General features: G+C 72.7%; 17 protein-coding genes and 1 tRNA gene. 10 read left to right on the top strand and 8 right to left on the bottom strand.

The window, feature by feature from the left end; translation table 11 throughout:
• Positions 1–14: 14 nt before the first annotated feature.
• From IFY26_RS06575 to IFY26_RS06560, 4 genes are all read left to right on the top strand, one after another.
• Entirely contained in the window at positions 15–485 is a 471-nt protein-coding gene (locus IFY26_RS06575) for a transporter substrate-binding domain-containing protein (protein WP_232548197.1), read from the top strand.
• On the top strand, positions 482–1,480 hold the full coding sequence (locus IFY26_RS06570; protein WP_232548196.1) for a cation diffusion facilitator family transporter: 999 nt from the start codon (positions 482–484) through the stop codon (positions 1,478–1,480). The genes IFY26_RS06575 and IFY26_RS06570 overlap by 4 nt, the downstream gene beginning before the upstream one ends.
• Before the next feature lie 321 nt (positions 1,481–1,801).
• Positions 1,802–3,208, top strand: coding sequence for a glycine--tRNA ligase (locus IFY26_RS06565; RefSeq protein ID WP_232548292.1), 1,407 nt, complete (start codon positions 1,802–1,804; stop codon positions 3,206–3,208).
• A gap of 24 nt (positions 3,209–3,232) precedes the next feature.
• Positions 3,233–5,383 carry an alpha-galactosidase gene (locus IFY26_RS06560; RefSeq protein ID WP_232548195.1) on the top strand — a complete coding sequence of 717 codons (2,151 nt, stop codon included), beginning with the start codon at positions 3,233–3,235 and terminating at the stop codon, positions 5,381–5,383.
• Here IFY26_RS06560 and IFY26_RS06555 read toward each other — a convergent pair.
• Positions 5,373–6,230 carry an SDR family oxidoreductase gene (locus IFY26_RS06555; RefSeq protein WP_232548194.1) on the bottom strand — a complete coding sequence of 286 codons (858 nt, stop codon included), beginning with the start codon at positions 6,228–6,230 and terminating at the stop codon, positions 5,373–5,375. The two genes, IFY26_RS06560 and IFY26_RS06555, sit on opposite strands and share 11 nt — an antisense overlap.
• Positions 6,231–6,316: 86 nt before the next feature.
• Between IFY26_RS06555 and dusB the strand changes: the two genes are divergently transcribed.
• Positions 6,317–7,420: a tRNA dihydrouridine synthase DusB gene (gene dusB, locus IFY26_RS06550; RefSeq protein ID WP_332836161.1), complete on the top strand. Its 1,104-nt coding sequence runs from the start codon at positions 6,317–6,319 to the stop codon at positions 7,418–7,420.
• A gap of 2 nt (positions 7,421–7,422) precedes the next feature.
• Here the strand turns inward: dusB and IFY26_RS06545 are convergent, their stop codons facing one another.
• Positions 7,423–8,118: a transporter permease gene (locus tag IFY26_RS06545; protein WP_232548192.1), complete on the bottom strand. Its 696-nt coding sequence runs from the start codon at positions 8,116–8,118 to the stop codon at positions 7,423–7,425.
• Between the two features lie 135 nt (positions 8,119–8,253).
• Here IFY26_RS06545 and IFY26_RS06540 point away from each other — a divergent pair, with 135 nt between their 5' ends.
• On the top strand, positions 8,254–9,330 hold the full coding sequence (locus tag IFY26_RS06540) for an HD domain-containing protein (RefSeq protein ID WP_416046559.1): 1,077 nt from the start codon (positions 8,254–8,256) through the stop codon (positions 9,328–9,330).
• Here the strand turns inward: IFY26_RS06540 and IFY26_RS06535 are convergent.
• Genes IFY26_RS06535 through IFY26_RS06525 form a run of 3 tightly spaced genes read right to left on the bottom strand, consistent with a single transcriptional unit; the run spans position 9,314 to position 11,398 of the window.
• On the bottom strand, positions 9,314–9,895 hold the full coding sequence (locus IFY26_RS06535; RefSeq protein WP_232548190.1) for a hypothetical protein: 582 nt from the start codon (positions 9,893–9,895) through the stop codon (positions 9,314–9,316). The two genes, IFY26_RS06540 and IFY26_RS06535, sit on opposite strands and share 17 nt — an antisense overlap.
• A complete protein-coding gene (locus IFY26_RS06530) occupies positions 9,892–10,605 on the bottom strand; it encodes a hypothetical protein (protein WP_232548189.1) in 714 nt (237 codons plus the stop codon). Before IFY26_RS06530 ends, IFY26_RS06535 begins: the two co-directional genes overlap by 4 nt.
• A gap of 34 nt (positions 10,606–10,639) precedes the next feature.
• Entirely contained in the window at positions 10,640–11,398 is a 759-nt protein-coding gene (locus tag IFY26_RS06525; RefSeq protein ID WP_232548188.1) for an ABC transporter permease, read from the bottom strand.
• 41 nt (positions 11,399–11,439) lie between these two features.
• On the opposite strand from IFY26_RS06525, the gene dnaG reads away from it, so the two are divergent.
• From dnaG to IFY26_RS06505, 4 genes are all read left to right on the top strand, one after another.
• The gene (dnaG, locus tag IFY26_RS06520; RefSeq protein ID WP_232548187.1) at positions 11,440–13,335 is read left to right on the top strand and encodes a DNA primase; all 1,896 of its coding nucleotides are present in this window, start codon (positions 11,440–11,442) and stop codon (positions 13,333–13,335) included.
• A gap of 118 nt (positions 13,336–13,453) precedes the next feature.
• Positions 13,454–14,245, top strand: a complete 792-nt coding sequence (locus IFY26_RS06515; RefSeq protein WP_232548186.1) for a sigma-70 family RNA polymerase sigma factor — start codon at positions 13,454–13,456, stop codon at positions 14,243–14,245.
• Positions 14,246–14,289: 44 nt separating this feature from the next.
• Positions 14,290–14,796: a hypothetical protein gene (locus tag IFY26_RS06510; RefSeq protein ID WP_232548185.1), complete on the top strand. Its 507-nt coding sequence runs from the start codon at positions 14,290–14,292 to the stop codon at positions 14,794–14,796.
• A gap of 36 nt (positions 14,797–14,832) precedes the next feature.
• Positions 14,833–14,908, top strand: a tRNA-Asn gene (locus tag IFY26_RS06505).
• A 93-nt stretch (positions 14,909–15,001) separates the two neighbouring features.
• On the opposite strand, the gene IFY26_RS06500 is transcribed toward IFY26_RS06505, so the two are convergent.
• The 3 genes from IFY26_RS06500 to IFY26_RS06490 form a co-directional block, all read right to left on the bottom strand.
• A complete protein-coding gene (locus IFY26_RS06500) occupies positions 15,002–15,973 on the bottom strand; it encodes an SDR family NAD(P)-dependent oxidoreductase (protein ID WP_232548184.1) in 972 nt (323 codons plus the stop codon).
• A gap of 88 nt (positions 15,974–16,061) precedes the next feature.
• Positions 16,062–16,652 (bottom strand): TetR/AcrR family transcriptional regulator, encoded by a 591-nt coding sequence (locus tag IFY26_RS06495; RefSeq protein ID WP_232548183.1) that lies wholly within the window; start codon positions 16,650–16,652, stop codon positions 16,062–16,064.
• Positions 16,633–18,039, bottom strand: a complete 1,407-nt coding sequence (locus IFY26_RS06490; protein ID WP_232548182.1) for a DUF222 domain-containing protein — start codon at positions 18,037–18,039, stop codon at positions 16,633–16,635. Before IFY26_RS06490 ends, IFY26_RS06495 begins: the two co-directional genes overlap by 20 nt.
• Positions 18,040–18,078 lie beyond the last annotated feature (39 nt).

The following is an 18,078-nucleotide window of genomic DNA, read 5'->3' as shown; positions in this document are numbered from 1 at the left end:
TGTAGTGTGCGGCCGTGAAGCGCTGGATCGTGCGGGTGTTCGCCGTGGTCGTGGGGGTGTTCCTGCTGGCCGGGTGCTCCGACCTGCCCCGTGACCCGGACGGCACGTTGGAGCGCGTGCGCTCCACCGGCGTGCTGCGGGCGGGGGCGTCCGGGAGCGAGGGCGCGGTGGTCGTGAAGGACGGCCGGGTGTCCGGCCCGGAGGCCGACCTGGTCGAGGGTTTCGCCGACTCTCTGGGCGTGCGCGTCGAGTGGCGCCCGGGCGGGGAGCAGGAACTCGTGGCGGCGATGGAGGACGGCGAGCTGGACGTCCTGGCCGCCGGGTTCGCCGACGACACGCCGTGGGCCGACACGGTGGCGGTGACCCGGGTCTACGGTGCCGGGAAGGTGGGCGGAGACGACGTCGGGCGCGTGTTGGCCGTTCCCCTGGGGGAGAACGCCCTGCTCGTCGCGCTGGAGACCTACCTCGACCGGGCCACGCCGTGAGCGGGCCGTCGAGGGTCGCCCGCTTCGGCAACACCGAGCTGCCACCGGAGCAGGAGGCGGCGCTGCGGCGCGCCCGGCGGCTGGAGTGGGTGAGCCTGGCGTTCCTGACCAGCGGCGTCGTGGTGGTCTACCTCGTCATGGGCAACAGCCAGGCGATGAAGGTGGCCTGGATCGAGGACCTGCTCTCCCTGATCCCGCCCCTCGCCTTCCTGCTCGCGACGAGACGGGCGGGGCGGCGTCCGAGCGTCAGCCATCCGTACGGTCACCACCGGGTCGTGGGTTCGGCGCACCTGACGGCGGCGGTCGCCCTGCTCAGCATGGGGCTGTTCCTGGTGTTCGACTCGGGCTCGGGGCTGCTCGCCGGCGAGCACCCGCCGATCGGCACGGTGCAGCTGTTCGGGCAGACGGTGTGGACCGGGTGGCTGATGATCGCCGCGATGGTCTACACCGGCGTCTTCCCGGTGATCCTGGGCCGTCGGAAGTTGCCGCTGGCGCGGGACCTGCACGACAAGGTGCTCTACGCCGACGCCGACATGAACAAGGCCGACTGGATGACCGCGGCGGCCGCCATCGTGGGCGTGCTGGGCATCGCCTACGGCGTCTGGTGGCTGGACGCCGTGGCCGCGCTCGTGATCGCCGGCAGCATCCTGCACGACGGGGTCTCCCAGCTGCGCGGGGCGGTCCGCGACCTGCTGGACGGCGAGGCCCGCACCTTCGACGACTCCGACGTCCACCCGGTGGTCGACGACATCCTCGAGGCGGCCCACTCCCGGGCGTGGGTGGATCGGGCGGGCTGCCGCGTCCGCGACCAGGGCCACGTGTTCCACACCGAGGTGTTCGTGGTGCCGGTCGGGCCGCTTGGCGCCGAGCAGTGCGACGAGCTGGCCGAGGCCATCGGCCGCCTGGACTGGAAGCTCGACGACGTGGTCGTCGCCCCCGTCGGCGCGTTGCCCCCCGGCGTGCGGACGCGTCCCCGGGCGGCAACGGAGTCCTGAGCTCGCGGCGTCCCTGCCGTTGGCGGCGCCACCCTGCCATGGGTGCCGCCACCCTGCCCTTCCGAACACCACCCTGCCCCTCCGATCACCACCCTGCCCGCAACCCACCACCCTGCTGCTGCAACGCTGGGGAAGTGGGACGCCGACAGGGTGGCGGCACCAACGGCAGGGACGCGGCACCAACGGCAGGGAGGTGGCACCACCGACAGGGTGGCGGCGCCCGGGGTCGGCGGCTTCGAGCGCGATCGCGGGGCGTCCACGATGGTGGCCCGGACGCGGCGCACCGGTAGGCTTGCGCGCCGGGGTGGGTGCCAGCCGGGCATCCCCGGCCGACCAGGAGGCACAGCAGTGGCCAGCAAGCTCGACAACGTCATCAGCCTCACGAAGCGCCGCGGCTTCGTGTACCCGTGCGGTGAGATCTACGGCGGGACGCGCGCGGCGTGGGACTACGGGCCCTATGGCGTCGAGCTCAAGGAGAACATCAAGCGGCAGTGGTGGAAGGCCGTGGTGCAGAACCGGCCGGACGTGGTCGGGCTCGACTCCTCGATCATCCTGCCCCGCCAGGTGTGGGTCGCCTCGGGCCACGTCGGGGTCTTCTCCGACCCGCTGACCGAATGCCAGAGCTGCCACAAGCGCTGCCGCTCCGACCAGCTCGAGGACGCCTTCGCGTTCAAGAAGGGCCGTGCGCCGGAGTCGCTGGCCGAGATCAACTGCCCCGAGTGCGGCACCCTCGGCCAGTTCACCGAGCCGCGTGACTTCAACATGATGCTCAAGACGTACCTCGGCGTCATCGAGGACGAGTCGGGGCTGCACTACCTGCGCCCCGAGACCGCGCAGGGCATCTTCGTGAACTTCGCCAACGTGCAGCAGACCAGCCGCATGAAGGTGCCCTTCGGCATCGGCCAGGTCGGCAAGAGCTTCCGCAACGAGATCACGCCCGGCAACTTCATCTTCCGCACCCGCGAGTTCGAGCAGATGGAGATGGAGTTCTTCGTCGAGCCGGGCACGGATGAGGAGTGGCACCAACACTGGATCGACGCCCGCCGCGACTGGTACGTCGACCTCGGCATCGACCCCGAGCACCTCCGCCTCTACGAGCACCCCGCCGAGAAGCTCAGCCACTACAGCAAGCGCACGGTCGACATCGAGTACGACTTCGGGTTCACCGGCGGCGACGGCTGGGGCGAACTCGAGGGCATCGCGAACCGCACCGACTTCGACCTCGGCACGCACAGCGAGCACTCGGGGCAGGACCTCTCCTACTTCGACCAGGCCAAGAACGAGCGCTACCTGCCCTACGTCATCGAGCCGGCGGCCGGGCTGACGCGCTCGCTCATGGCCTTCCTCGTCGAGGCCTACACCGAGGAGGAGGCCCCCAACGCCAAGGGCGGCACCGACACCCGTACGGTCCTGCGCCTCGACCCGCGCCTCGCGCCGGTCAAGGTGGCCGTCCTGCCGCTCTCGCGCAACGAGAAGCTGTCACCCAAGGCGCGCGACCTGGCCGCCGAGCTCCGCAAGCACTGGAACGTCGAGTTCGACGACGCCCAGGCGATCGGACGCCGCTACCGCCGCCAGGACGAGATCGGCACCCCGTACTGCGTGACGGTCGACTTCGACACCCTGGAGGACAACGCGGTGACGATCCGCGAGCGCGACACGATGGCCCAGGAGCGGGTCTCGCTCGAGCAGGTCGCCGGCTACCTCGCGGGACGCCTCATCGGCTGCTGAGCCGCCCGCCCGTAGGGTGGAGCCGTGACCTCACCGCTGCGCTTCACCCTGCGGGCCGCCGGCGTCAGCCTCGTGCTGGACGCCTCCGACGGCCACCTGCCCACGGTCCTGCACTGGGGTGCCGACCTCGGCGCCCAGGACGCCGACGCCCTGGCCCAGCTCGCGGCGGCCGTGGCGCCCACGCCGCTGCCGAACGGTCCGGACGCCCCGGTGCGCGTGGCGTTGGTGCCCGAGCAGGCCAGCGGGTGGGTGGGGCGTCCGGGTCTGACGGGCTGGCGCGACGGTGGCGTCGACTGGTCGCCTCGCTGGAGGGTCACGGACGTCGCCAGCGAAGGCACGCCGATCCGCGACGGCGCCGACCTCGGCGCGGCGGCCGTCACGGTCACCGCGTCCGACGCCGAGGCGGGGCTGATCTTGACCCTCGAGGTCGAGCTGACCCCGCAGGGCCTGGCGCGCGCCCGGGCCTCGGTGGCGAACGACGCGGCCACCGACTACCACGTGGGCGAGCTCCTCGTGACCTTCCCGGTGCCGCGGCGGGCCCGCGAGATCCTCGACCTGGCCGGCTCCTGGGGCGCCGAGCGGCATCCGCAGCGGCGGGCGCTCACCGTCGGCGTCCATCTCCGCGAGGGACGACACGGCCGAACCGGCGCGGACGCCGCGACCATCCTGCACGTCGGCGAGCCCGGGTTCGGTTTCGCCCGCGGCGAGGTGTGGGGCGTCCACACCGCGTGGAGCGGCAACCACGTCCACTACGCCGAACGCGACGCCTCGGGCCACCAGCTCATCGGCGGAGGCGCACTGCTGCTGCCCGGTGAGGGTCGGCTGGGGCCCGGGGCGTCCCACCGGGGGCCGTGGGTCTACTTCAGCCACGGCGTGGGGCTGGACGCCGTCGCCCGCCGCTTCCACCGCTGGCTGCGGGCGCGGCCCCAGCACCCCGATCGCGCCCGCCCCGTCACCCTCAACGTGTGGGAGGCGGTGTACTTCGACCACGATCTCGACCGACTCCGCGACCTCGCCGACCGCGCCGCCGCCCTGGGCATCGAACGCTTCGTGCTGGACGACGGCTGGTTCGGTTCGCGGCGCGACGACACGTCCGGGCTGGGCGACTGGGTGGTCAGCGCACAGGTGTGGCCGGACGGCCTCGGCCCGCTGGTCGACCACGTGACGGGCCTCGGCCTGCAGTTCGGGTTGTGGGTGGAGCCGGAGATGGTCAACCCCGACTCCGACGTCGCTCGCGCCCATCCGGAGTGGTTGCTCCAGCCGGGCCACGGCCGGTTGCCGGTCGAGGCGCGCCACCAGCAGGTGCTCAACCTCGGCATTCCCGCCGCGTACGCCCACGTGCGCGATCAGCTGATGGCGCTGCTGGGGGAGTACGCCATCGCGTATCTCAAGTGGGACCACAACCGTGACCTCGTCGAGGCCGGCACCGCGCCGGGCGGCGCTCCGGGCGTCCGCGCCCAGACGCTGGCCGCCTACCGGCTGATGGACGAGCTGAAGGCGGCGCACCCCGGCCTGGAGATCGAGGCGTGCTCCTCGGGTGGCGCCCGCGTCGATCTCGAGGTGCTGCAACGCTGCGACCGCGTCTGGGTGTCCGACTGCATCGACCCGCTGGAGCGCCAGACGATGCTCCGCTGGACCGGCCAGCTGCTCCCGCCCGAGCTGCTGGGCTCCCACATCGCCTCGGGCCGCTCGCACACCACGGGACGGGTCCACGACCTGTCGTTCCGGGCGGCGACGGCGGTGTTCGGCCACCTCGGCGTCGAGTGGGACCTCGCGCAGGCGTCCGACGACGAGATCGCCGAGCTCGGAGCCTGGATCAGCTGGTGGAAGGCGAACCGCGAGCACCTGCTCGGCGGCGACCTGGTGCGCGTCGACACCCCGGACGCCGACGTGTGGATCCACGGCGTGGTGACGCCGAAGCGCGGGGTGTTCGCGGTGACCCCGGGGCGGATCGACGCCGTCACCAACCTCGGGGACGTGGTGCTGCCGGGGCTCGACCCGGACGCGGACTACGACGTGAGCGTCGTGCGCGTCGGGGCCGAGCCACCGGTGTGGGGCGCGCCGGCGTGGTTCGGCGGCGTCCGGCTGTCGGGGCGCGCGCTGGCGAGCGTGGGCGTCCGATTCCCGGCGATGGCGCCAGACCACACCGTCCTGGTGGACGCCGTCAGAACGTAGGCTTGCCGCCCGTCACGCCGAGGACGGCGCCGGAGACGTAGCTCGCCTCGTCGGAGGCCAGGAACACGAACGCGGCGGCCACCTCGATGGGCTGGCCGGCGCGGCCGAGCGGGGTGTCGGAGCCGAAGCCCTTCACCTTCTCCTTGGCCATGGTGGCGGGAATCAGCGGCGTCCAGATCGGGCCCGGCGCCACGGCGTTCACGCGGATGCCGTCACCGCCCAGCTCGGCGGCCAGGTTCACCGTCAGGTTGTTCAACGCCGCCTTGGTGGACGCGTAGTCGAGCAGGTGCTCCGAGGGGGAGTAGGCCTGCACCGAGGTCGTGATGATCACCGCTCCGCCGTCGGCGAGCTCGTCCGAGAGGGCGCGCACCAGCCAGAACGGGCTGAACACGTTGGTCTCGTAGGTGCGGACGATCTGGTCCTCGGGGAACTCCTCGAGCGCGGGGTGGGTCATCTGGTACGCGGCGTTGGGGATCAGCACGTCGAGGCCCCCGAGGAACTCCACGGCCTCCGCGGCCAGGCGACGGTTCTCCTCGGCGGTGCGCAGATCGCCGGCGATGGCCGTGACCTTGCCGCCGGCCTGCGATGCGAGCCGCACGGTCTCGTCGGCGTCGGCCTGCTCCTGGGGGAGGTGGGCGATGACGACATCGGCACCCTCCTTCGCGAAGGCGATCGCGATGGCCCGGCCGATGCCGGAGTCCCCACCGGTGATGAGGGCGCGCTTGCCCTTCAACCGGTCGCGACCGACCCACGAGGTCTCACCGTGGTCGGGGGAGGGCTTCAGGTCGGCGACGGTGCCAGGCCAATCCTGGGTCTGACTGGGAATCTTGCTCAGGTCTGCACTCATTCTTCGACCCTACCGGGCCGCGGGTAGGATTGTCCCTCGTGCCCGTTCATCTGCCGCTGCGTCTGACCGCCCCGTCCGGGGGGACGGTGGAGGTCGCGACCCCCGTCGTCCTGGCTCCGATGGCCGGCATCACGAATCCGGCCTACCGCCAGCTCTGCCTCGAGCAGGGCGCCGGGCTGTACGTGTGCGAGATGATCACCAGCCGCGGCATCGTCGAACGCAACCCGCGAACCCACGCGATGCTCCGGTTCGCGCCGGGGGAGACGACCCGGTCGGTGCAGCTCTACGGCGTCGACCCGGCGACGATGGCGCGGGCCGCCGCGATCCTCGCCACGGATTTCGGCGTCCACCACATCGACATCAATCTCGGCTGCCCGGTGCCCAAGGTCACGCGGCGCGGGGGCGGCGGCGTCCTGCCCTGGAAGCGGGACCGGCTGGCCGCCCTGCTGCAGCAGACCGTCGCGGCCGCGGACGCCCACGGCGTCCCGGTCACCATGAAGACGCGGCTGGGCATCGACGCCGACCACCTCACGTACCTCGACGCCGGCCGCATCGCGCAGGATGCCGGCATCGCGGCGGTCGCGCTCCACGGGCGCACGGTGCAGCAGGCCTACGCCGGGCAGGCCGACTGGGACGCCATCGGCACCCTGGCCGACGCGCTCGACATCCCGGTGCTGGGCAACGGCGACGTCTGGGAGGCGTCCGACGCGCTCCGCATGGTCGAGCAGACCGGCTGTGCCGGCGTCGTGATCGGACGCGGCTGTCTGGGCCGCCCGTGGTTGTTCCGTGACCTGGCCGACGCGTTCGCCGGCCGGGACACCCGGCACCTCCCGACGCTGGGCGAGGTGGCCGCCATGGTGCGTCGGCACGCCGAGCTGCTCGCGGAGATCCACGGCGAGCGCCACGGCTGCACCGACCTGCGCAAGCACATGGCCTGGTACTTCAAGGGTTTCCCGGTGGGCGGTGACCTCCGGCGGGGGCTGGCGTCGATCTCCTCATTCGCCGAGCTGGACGCGTTGCTGGCCCAGCTGGACGCGGACGCGCCGTTCCCGACCTCCGAGCTGGGGGCGCCGCGGGGGCGGCAGGGGACGCCGCGCGACAAGGTGACGCTGCCCCAGGGCTGGCTCGACTCCCGGACGCTCGGCGACGAGGACCTCTCCGCCGCCGAGTCCGACGTCTCGGGCGGCTAGCGTCAGCTGACCGCCGACATGGCCGGCATCATGCCGAGCACCATGAGGATGAACGCCACGATCGGCGCGAGCACGCCCAGGATGATGCCGAACAGCGCCAGCGGGCGGGCCGAGCGGCGCACGAACGCGACGATGGCCATGATCCAGCCGGCGAGCCCGCCGAAGGACGCGACCATGCCGGCCAGCGTCCAGCCGCTCATGTCGACCGCGAACTGCTCGACGGCGGGGTCGTTGGGGGACATGGTGGATGCCGCATCCACGCCGATGTCGAGGATCAGGTTGCCGAAGGCGGCGCCGAACTGCCACCCGACCACGGCGATCAGCACCGTCATGGCCGCCACGATCCCCAGCGCGATGCGGCCCAGCATCGGGCTCGACGTGCTCGGTGCGGGCTCCTCGGGCCAGCCCCCCTGGGCGTAGCCCTGCTGCGGGTAGCCGTAGCCCTGCTGGGCGTACTGCTGCGGGTAGCCGTGCTGTGGGTAGCCCTGCTGGCCGTAGCCCTGCTGGGGGTACCCCGGCTGGCCATGGCCCTGCTGGGGGTACCCCTGCGGGTCGTAGCCCTGTTGGGGGTACCCCTGCTGGTCGTAGCCCTGTTGGGGGTAGCCCTGCTGGCCGTACCCCTGCTGCCCGTACTCCTGCTGGGGATACTGCGGGGCCTCGCCGTCGCGGGGCTCGGGTGCCGGCGGGGTGCTGCTCATGGGAGCTCCTCAGGTCAGTGGGTCCGACGTCGCGCCCATCATAGGGCGGCCCGCTTGGTGGACGGCGGAGGCGTCCGGGAGGATGGGGGCATGTCGGACGCGTTGAACCCGCGCACGCGCGCCTGGGCGGCGACGATGCGCGGCCACGAGGGCCACGGGGTGGTGCGGGCGCACGGCGACTCGTCGGCGACGGTCGACCTCGCGGCGCCGATCGGTCGGGAGGCGCGTGAGGAGCGCGAACGGCTGCTGCTGCGACCGGGGGCGACGTTCAGCGACGGCGCTGGGAATCGGGTGGTGCCCGAGGAGCCGGACGTGGAGCGGACCTGCTTCGAACGCGACCGGGACCGCATCGTCCACTCGACCGCGTTCCGGCGGCTGGCCGGCAAGACGCAGGTGGTGGTCCACCCCAACGACCACGAGCGCACCCGGCTGACCCATGCGCTCGAGGTGGCCCAGGTCGCGACGTCGATCGCGCGCGGCGTCGGCGTCAACGTCGCGCTCGCGGACGCCATCGCGCTCGGCCACGACTGCGGGCACGGGCCGGGTGGGCACGCGTCCGAGGAGGCCTTCGACGCCTTCCTCGGCGAGGGGTACGACCATGGCCCGTGGGGCGCCGACGTGGTGCTGACTGGGCTCAACCTGTGCGCCGAGACGCTCGACGGCATCCGGAACCACTCGTGGTCGCGGCCGGCGCCGGCCACCGTCGAGGGCGAGATCGTGAGTTGGGCCGATCGCATCGCCTACTGCGCCCACGACCTGGAGGACGCGGTGGCCGCGGGCATCGTCTCGCTCGCCGAGCTGCCGGCCGACGTCGTCGCCCTCGCGGGCCGGACCCGGCGTGAGCACCTGGCCACGTTCATCCGCTCGGTCATCACCACGGTCGCGCACACCGGGGAGGTGGGGATGGACGCCGACGTGGCGGGGGCGCTCGCGTCCCTGCGGCGCTTCAACTACGAGCGCATCTACACCCGCGCCGAGTCGGTGGCCCAATCCGACGCGGTCATCGGTGTGCTGCGGGCGCTGGTCGAGTTCTACGCCGAGCGGCCGGACGCCCTGCCGGCCGACCACCGCCCGGCCGCGGAGGCCGACCCCGTGCGCACGGCCGTCACGTACGTGGGCGGCATGACCGACCAGTTCGCCTTCGACACCGCCGTGGCGCTGCTGGGGTGGGATGCCACCCGCCTGCCCCGGGGCATCAGACGCGTGACCTGAGCAGGGGAAGGACGCCCCAGCCGAGCGACAGGCCCAGGAGCAGCCCACCGATGCCCCACAGCCACGGCGCCGGATCCGGCGGGGTCATGCGGCCCACCACGACGGCGCCCTGGTCGCGCACCACGGCCACGTCGGTGATCCGGGCGGAGCGGCCCCGGGCGATGATGTCCGGGCCGGCGGCGACCACGGTGCCGGGGAAGTGGACGGCGACGTCCAGGCTCGTCACCTCCTCCAACTCGCTGACGGCCGGGCCGCGCCGCGTGGGCGCGGCGAGCACGGCGAGGTCGTCGGCCACCGACAGCCAGCCGTAGGTTCGGTTCAGCGTGCCTTGGGTGGCGGGGACGAGGCCGGTGAGGTGGCACGACGTGAGGTCAGGGCTGAGTTCGGCGGACAGCTCGGGCTCACCGAGGGCCTGGTCGGTGCACCAGCCGAGGGTCTCGCCGGAGATCGTCAGGTCCACCCGCGCGCCGGCCGGTTCCACGTCGATTCGGCCACTGACGTCGCAGCCACCAAGCGTCAGGGCCGCGACCCCGGCCGCGACGGCGACCAACCCCGGTCGTCTCACGGCCCGGGCCGCCACACGTCGGGGTCCTCGGGCGGCGGTGCGTCCACCGGCCGGTCCTGGACCGGACCGGGCAGCGGCGCGAGCGGGCCCCCGTCGGCATCCGGGGGGTCGGGACGCGCGACGCGCCGACGATGGACGACCAGGGACGCCCACGCGATCAGCAGGCCGGCGGCCAGCCCGATCCCGCCCGCCATCAGCGTGATCGGCAGGCGCGGCTGACGGGCGGCGACCACCGTGACCCCCTGGGCGCGGACGGCGGCGGCGTCCGTGATGTGGGCCACCGGGCCGGACGCCGTACCCCCCGCGCTCACCGTCTCGACGTCCCCGGCGAACGTGACGGTGAGGTCGATCGCGGTCAGGTTGTCGTTGCCCGGCAGGCCGATGTAGGTGGAGGGAATGAGGAACAGCAGGGCGCGCTCGGTGACCGGCGCCAGGATGCTGAGGAATTGGGCCTCGTCCTCGGCGGCGCCTGCCCGGTCAATCGTGCCGTGGAGGCGGCAGGTGCTCGTGCCGGTGCCGGGCTCGGACCCGACCCGCTCGAACACCAGCGCCTCAGGACCGCCGACGCAGGAGGGGCCGGGGAACTGCGCGAAGGTGACGTCCACATCCAGCCGCTCCGCGTCGACGTGGACGGTGCCGGTCAAGGCGCAGCCGCTGAGGGTCACCGTGGCCAGGGCCGCGGCGACGACCGTCCACCGCTGGCGCGCCATGGGGTCACTGTAACCCCCGTCCGGCGAGGGGACCTCAGGCGTGGAGGGTGGAGCGCAGGTCTGCCGGCACGACGCGGCCGCGGGCGATGAGCCACGTCAGTGTGGTGACGGTGCAGGCCTGCCCGGCCATGATCGCGACGAGCACCAGCACCTGGGCGGCACCTGCCTGCAGGGGCGATCCGCCGCCGAGCAGCACGCCGATGAAGGCGCCCGGGAGGGTCACCAGGCCGACGGTCTTGGTCTGGTCCAGATTCGGCACCAGCCCCTCCGCAGTGACCGGATCGATGACCTCGCCGATCGCCTCGTGCCGTTGCAGGCCGAGCGCCAGGCCGGCCTCGTAGATGCCGCGCTGGTCGCGGAGCTCGGCGAAGAGGCGGCGTCCGGTGAGGGTGTGGGCGGTCATCATGTTGCCGATGACGATGCCGCCGAGGGCGACGACGGTCGTGCCGTTGACGGGGGTGGCCCCCGAGACGAGCACGAGCCCGAGCACGGGCAGGACGCCGGCGAGCAGGGCCAGCGCGGTGAACGGCCAGCAGTCGCGGACGCCGACGCGTCCGGTGGTCGTCCACACCGCGATGGTGAACATCAGCGCCGCGAAGGCAATGCCGCCCACGAGGGTCTGGACGGCCGCCGCGACCACGAGCGAGACTGCCGCCAGCTGCGCGACGGCACGGACGGCCGCGACGACCTGCTCGCGCGCGATGCCGAGGCGTCCGACGAGGGAGGCGGCGACCGCGAGGGCCAGCAGCAGCGCGAGGGCGAGGACGAGGCCGGGGCCCAGATCGACGGTCACGCCCTGCAGGGTAGCCCGCCGGCGCGGCTACACTGCGGCTCATGGCTGGCCGGATCCATCCCGAGGACCTCGAGACGGTCCGGGAACGGTCCCGGATCGACGAGGTGGTCTCGGCGTTCGTCGCGCTGCGGCCGGCCGGTGGGGGCTCGCTGACGGGCCTGTGCCCCTTCCATAACGAGAAGACGCCGAGCTTCCGGGTGACGCCCGCCAAAGGCTTCTACTACTGCTTCGGCTGTGGCGAGGGCGGGGACGTCATCGGCTTCGTCCAGAAGATCAACAACATGGGGTTCACCGACGCCGTGGAGTATTTGGCCGACCGCTGCGGCGTCCAGATTCGCTACACCGAGGGCGACGGCGGCCCGAAGCACGAGCCGGGCCTGCGCATGCGCGTCCTGGAGGCCAATGCGGCCGCCGCCGAGTTCTTCGCCGCCCAGCTGACCAGCCCGGATGCCGTCGAGGGGCGCCGCTTCCTGCACGGCCGGGGGTTCACCCGCGAGCACGCGGACCATTTCGGCATCGGTTTCGCGCCGCGCTCGGGGACGGCATTGCGCGAACACCTGCTCGGCAAGAAGTTCTCCCGCGACGACCTGGTGAAGGCCGGGCTGGTGCGCGAGAACGGGTGGGACTTCTTCCAGGGACGCCTGGTCTGGCCGATCCGGGACTCGGGGCGCTCGACGCTGGGCTTCGGCGCGCGGCGGCTGTTCGACGACGACCGCATGCCGGCCAAGTACCTCAACACCCCCGAGACGCTCGTCTACAAGAAGAGCCACGTGCTCTACGGGCTCGACCTGGCCCGCACGCACATCGGCAAGAAGAACCAGGCGGTCGTGGTCGAGGGTTACACCGACGTGATGGCCTGCCACATCGCCGGCGTGGACACCGCGGTGGCGTCGTGCGGCACGGCGTTCGGCGCGGACCACTCCCGGATGATCGACCGGCTGATGACCGCCGATGCCCACTCCGGGGAGGTGGTGTTCACCTTCGACGGCGACGCGGCCGGCCAGGCGGCGGCCCTCAAGGTGTTCAGCTCGGACGCCTCGTTCACCGCGCAGACCTACGTCGCCATCGAGCCGAGCGGCCTGGATCCGTGCGACCTGCGCATCCAGTCCGGCGACCCGGCGGTGCGCGAGCTCGTGGCGCGACGGGTGCCGCTGTATCGCTATGTCATGCGCAACACCGTCGAACGGTTCGACCTCGACCGGGCCGACGGCCGGCTCGCCGCCGTCCGCGCCGCTGCTCCGCTGGTGGCGAGCGTGCGGGACGCCGCGCTGGTGTCCGGCTACCTGCGGGAGCTGGCCGGCTGGGTCGGGCTCAACCCCGACGAGGTGCGCGCCGAGGTGACCCGCGCGAACGCCCGGAAGGTGCCGGACGAGCCCGCGCGGGTGCGCGGGGCGGCCGAGACACCGGGGGCGACGGGGGCACCGGGGGGCGCGGACGCCCCGGCCGAGACGACGCAACAGGCGCTGATGGAGCTGCCCGATCCGCGGGACCGCCGGCTCGAGACGGAGCGGGGATTCTTGAAGCTTGCCGTCCAACAACCGGCGTTGTTCGACGACGCGTGGTTCGGCGTGGTGCCCGACGACTTCGCCCACCCGAGTTACGCGCGGGTGTTCGGGGTGCTGGCCGCCGGCGACCGCCGTGCCGCCGGGTTCGCCCAGGCGGTGGTGGCGGGCATTGACGACGCGGTGGGTGAGCAGCTGGTCGTGGCCCTGTCGGTGGAGCCGCTGTACGGCGAGCCGACGGCCGCGTACGCCCGTGAGTACGCCTCGCGGTTGCGGCTCGCGACGGTGACGCGGCGGATCAACACGCTGAAGTCCCGCCTGCAACGCACGAATCCGGTGGAGCAGCAGGCCGAGTACAACCGCGGGTTCGCCGCCCTGCTCGAGTTGGAGGCCACGCGGCGCTCGCTGCAGGCCGCGGCGGTGGGCGAGGTCTGAGGCCCCCCGGGGCACCGATTTGTGAGCGGTGCTCCCCGATCGGTGTTGGCGGCCAGGGGCGTCCACATCTGCGTAAGGGCGACTGTCCCGGGGCAGGTTCGGGGGCGACGCTGAACCCATGACGCAGCAGACTCGACGTGATGATCGCCGGCCGAACGAGGCCCGGCTCGCCCGCCGCATCGAAGCAGGGGTGGTGGCCGGTGCGGTGCTCGCCGGGCGCATGACCCCCGCCGACCCTGTGCCCGAGGCCGATCTCCGGGCGCTCGTGGCCGACGGGTGCGCGGCCCGTGCGGAGCTCGTGGCCGCCCACGGCGGCCTGGTGTGGCTGGTGGTGAATCCCGTCGCGAACCGGACGGGGCTCGATCGCGACGAACTGCGTCAGGAGGCGTGCCTCGGCATGCTGGAGGCGATCGAGCGCTTCGACCCGGCGCGGGGCTGCTTCGCGACCTTCGCGCTGGTGCGCATGCGGTTGCGGGTGGGGGAGGCGGCCGCCACGCGGCTGGGGGCGCTCGGGCTGCCCGCCAAGCGAGCGCGGGCGTGGTGGCAGGTGCAGACGAGCAGGGCGGCGCTGGAGGCGTCCGGGCGGACGCCGGGAGTGGAGGACATCGCGCGGCAGAGCGGCCTGGACGCGGCCCGCGTCGGGGCGCTGCTGGGGTGGCGGACCACCCGGCCGCTCACGGACGAGGACGAGATCGCGCTCGGCGAGCCGGCCGAGGAGCGCGGGCCGCTGGTCGAGGAGTTGCTGCAGGCGCTGGACCGTGACCAGCGCGTGCTGATCGCGCACCGCTACGGGATCGGGCGGAAAGCGGCCGGGTCGTGCGCCGAGGTGGCGCAGCTGCTGGGGGTGAGCGAGGCCACCGTCCGGCGGCGCGAGCGGGCGGCGCTGGCCGTGCTGCGCCGGGCGGCGTGAGGCGGCTGGCGGGGGAGTGGCGTGGAGCACGGCACAATGGTGCGGTGAAGCTGTTTCCCGAGCGCCTGGACGCCGCCACCCGCCAACGCTTGGCCGACCATGTCGGTGGCCGCCCACGCGTGCTCGCGTGGGGCCGCGCGGAGACGGGCGCGGTGGTGGCGCTGCCCGACCGGTTGTGCGTGCCCGGGACGAACGGCGGCTGGGACGACGTGCCGTGGCACGACGTGCTGCACGGGGGTTGGGACGATGAGGGCAAGGCGTTGCGGTGGACGCGGCTCTCGACCAGTGAGCAGCAGGCGGTCGTGCTCGGTGAGCCGGGCAGCCTGCCCGAGGTGTTCCGCGAGCGGGTGGAGGCCACGTTCCTGTTCTCCCAGGTGGTGCACCCGCGCCCCGGCAAGGCCATCACGATCACGGCACGGCGCAACCTCGCCGACGGGGACGCCCGCATCCTGTGGACCGCCCACCCGGCGCGCGGCGTCCGCATGGACGCCGAGACCCTCGCCTTCGCCGAGCAGGAGCTGGCTCGGTTGCGGGCCGAATATGCGTTCTGAGACGAGGTTTGCTAGTGTTGCGACGCGCCAGAGCGATCCCCTGTAGCTCAATTGGCAGAGCATCTGACTGTTAATCAGAGGGTTACTGGTTCGAGTCCAGTCGGGGGAGCCAAGCCGGTGTCCAGTGGACACCGGCTTTGTTTTGCCCGGGGTGCTCGTCAGCTGAGGCGCGTGGCCGTGAAGGGCACCTCGCCCATGGGTCCGCTCACCGTTCCGGTGAGCGTGTCGCCGTGGGGGGTGCAGACTCGGCGGTGGGTGCGGGCTGGGTGGCGGGCATGGCGGCGGACGGGCCTGTCTTGACGCTGGCACTCTGCCCGCCGTCGACCACGATGTTCTGGCCGGTGATGTACTCGGCCAGGTCGCAGGCCAGGAACAGGGCGGCGCGCGCGAGGTCGTCAGGGAAACCGGGCCGACCCATCGGAACCATCTGCTTGATCAGCGCGCCGAACTGCCCACTCTCGATCGCCTGGGCGGCTTCTTCCGGCAGGTGGACGGGGAGGTCGTTGCCCAGCACCTTCGACAGGTCACCGGACGCGAACGCCTCGAGCCGCTCCTGGGTCATGGTGGCCCCCGGCGTCAGCGCGTTGACCGTGATGCGGTGGGGTGCGAGCTCTTGCGCGAGCACGCGGGTGGCAGCCCACAGGCCGGCCTTCGCGATGCTGTACACGGCGAACATGGGCGTCGCGTTGACGAACGCCGTGGAGAGCAGGTTGATGATGCGGCCACCCCGGCCGCGCTCCACCATGTCCGCCGCAACGTACTGGGCCAGGAAGAAGGCGCCCTTGGTGTCGGTGTCGAGCAGCCGGTCCCACAGTTCCTCATCGGCCTCCAGGGCGGTGCCGGGAGGGAACGTCGCGGCGTTGTTGATCAGGATGTCGACCCCGCCGAAGCGCTCCCGAGTGGTGGCCACCAGCTGGCGGGAGTCGTCAAGGTTGCCGATGTCGGCGACCACGCCGACGCAGGTGCCGGGCAGGTCCGCGGTCGTCTCCTCCACGGCACGCAGCGCGTCCGCGTGACGGGCCGTGAAGACCACGGTGGCGCCGGCCTCGGCGAGACGCCGGACCATCGCCTCACCGATCCCGCGGCTGCCGCCCGTGACGATGGCCGTGCGGCCTTCCAGGGAGAGGAGCTGGTCGAAGGGCAGGGGCTGGGGCATGGTGAACGGCAGGGCGCTCATGGTGGGACTCCTTCACAAGTCGAGGTGCTCTCGAACCTAGGCCTTGCCAGGCACGCGAAAAACCGATGACGCCGCCGAGTTGTTCCAGTTACGCGCCCTGGGCGATGGCCCTCAGGGAGGTGAGCAGGCCGTGCCCCAGGGGGCTGCCCATGAGCTCCGCCAGCCGGTCCGGGGTCACCTCGTCGCCGGGAACCGCCAGCACCGCGACGAGACCGCCGAACACGAACTCCAGCTGGTCGCGCTGCCCCGGGGAGAGCCGCGCCGCATCGACGCCGGCGGCCTCGAGCCACAGGGACGTGAGCGACCGCTTCAGGATGTCGGTCAGGGTGACCGAACCGCTGCGTGCGAACAGGACGGCGCGCGCGAAGTGGGCACGCACGTCCGCGGACACCTCGACCGGCCAGTCCGTCGTGTCCTCCTGCCCCGGTGAGCGTGTGCTGAACGTCCCCAGCACGCGCCGCGGGAGGTCGGGGAGCAGGTTGCGCTCGAACAGCTGCTCGGCCATGTCGTCGATGTTGGCGAAGTAGTAGTAGAAGGTGTTGTGATTGACGCGGGCGTGCGCCGACAACGCGGCGACCGTGAGATCCGCGCACGGGCGCTCCGCCAGCAGGCCCCAGAACGCGGCCTCGAGCCGCTCCTGGGCGCTGGGGCCCTGCTGGTCAGCGCGGGGGCGGGGCATGGCCGAGCCCTGGCAGGTGCAGGCGCACGGCCTGCGGCGGATAACGGAGGTCGAGGCGAGCGCGCGACCGCGCCGGCGGTGCGACGGGGGCCGCGTTCGGGAGCCGGTGGGTGCCGGACCGCGTGACGAGGTACTGGCGGTGGTGGGGGCTGGTCCACAGATACGTGCCGGGGACGAGGGCGTCCACGTGCCAGCCGCCATGGGTCTTGCCGCGATGGGGGGTGCGGCCGAGCGGGGCGAGGTTGGCCAGCCTGGTCTGACCGGGCGGCCCGCCCGCACGGTGGGGAACCGTGTGGTCCAGGTCGCAGGCCCGGGCGGGGGCACTCGCGTGGGGGAACGTGTCGTACGGGCTGCGCAGTCGGGCGGCGAAGCGGAGTCGCTCGGGGATCTCGTAGGAGTCGACCGGCGCGAGGGCAGCCGGGTCGAGCACGGGCCGGATGGTCAGGTGACTTCCCGAGAACAGCTCGGGCAGGTGGGTGACCAGGGACGGACCCCAGCCCTCGATACGGGCGACGCCGTCGGGCTCGGAGAGGGCCTCGGCGGCCACGTGCACCACCAGCGTCGCCCTCCGTTGCGGGGCCGACGCCGGTTGCGCGTCGGGTGTGGTTCCGGGTTCGCCGAAGAACATCCGCGCGAGGACCCCGACCGCGGCCGCACGCGCCTGCTCCACGGTGGTGGGCATCGTGGCGCTCGGGGTGGTGGATTCGAGCATGTCGCGGCCGATGATGTCGAGAGCCTCGTCGAGGGCCAGGCCGTCGGCTGCGCGGAGGCGGCCACCGAAGCTGACGTGACCATCGGACAGCTTGCCCACCCACACGTGCGTGTGGCGGCGTTCCTGCTGGGCGCGGCGGGCTGCCTGCGCGGGATCGGCCTTGACCACCAGCCCCTTCAGCAACCGGGTGGCTCGGGGCCACGGCAACCCCGCAGCGGCCGCGCCGGCCATCTGCTCATCCACCCACTGCGCTCCCGCGCGGTCGAGGTTGGCGCACTCGGTGGTGATCCGACGCGCCTGGTGCACCCGCATCGCGCCGGACTGGACGGCCTCCCACAGGGCGGGGTGGCGATCTCGGAGGTTGACCGCGTCCGCGATCCGGGCGGCAGCGTCCGCCGGCCGAATTCCGAGCAGTGGGCCGACCTCGAGGGCGAGGAACTCACCGACCACGGCGGTTCCGTCGGCACCGGCTGGCAGGGCGCGCTCGATGCCCTCCACCCGGGCGCGGGCACCCAGGGCCGCCGGCTCGTCGATCTCCCAGTGGTCGGCCAACCAGAGCAGGGCCCGAAGCTGGTCGACCTCGGCGGCACGCTGCGCGGCCGCGGCGGCAGCCAGGCGATCCAGACCCGCATCCACCGGGTCCGGACCGCCCTCCGTCTGCGCCTCCCACGTCATGCCCCTATACTACACTATTAGAACAGGTGTACCAATAGG

The sequence above is a fragment of the Propioniciclava soli genome, assembly GCF_014858005.1.
Taxonomy (GTDB): domain Bacteria; phylum Actinomycetota; class Actinomycetes; order Propionibacteriales; family Propionibacteriaceae; genus Propioniciclava; species Propioniciclava soli.
The sequence above is the reverse complement of the archived record's forward strand: the minus strand, read 5'-3'. Positions and strand labels throughout refer to the sequence as shown.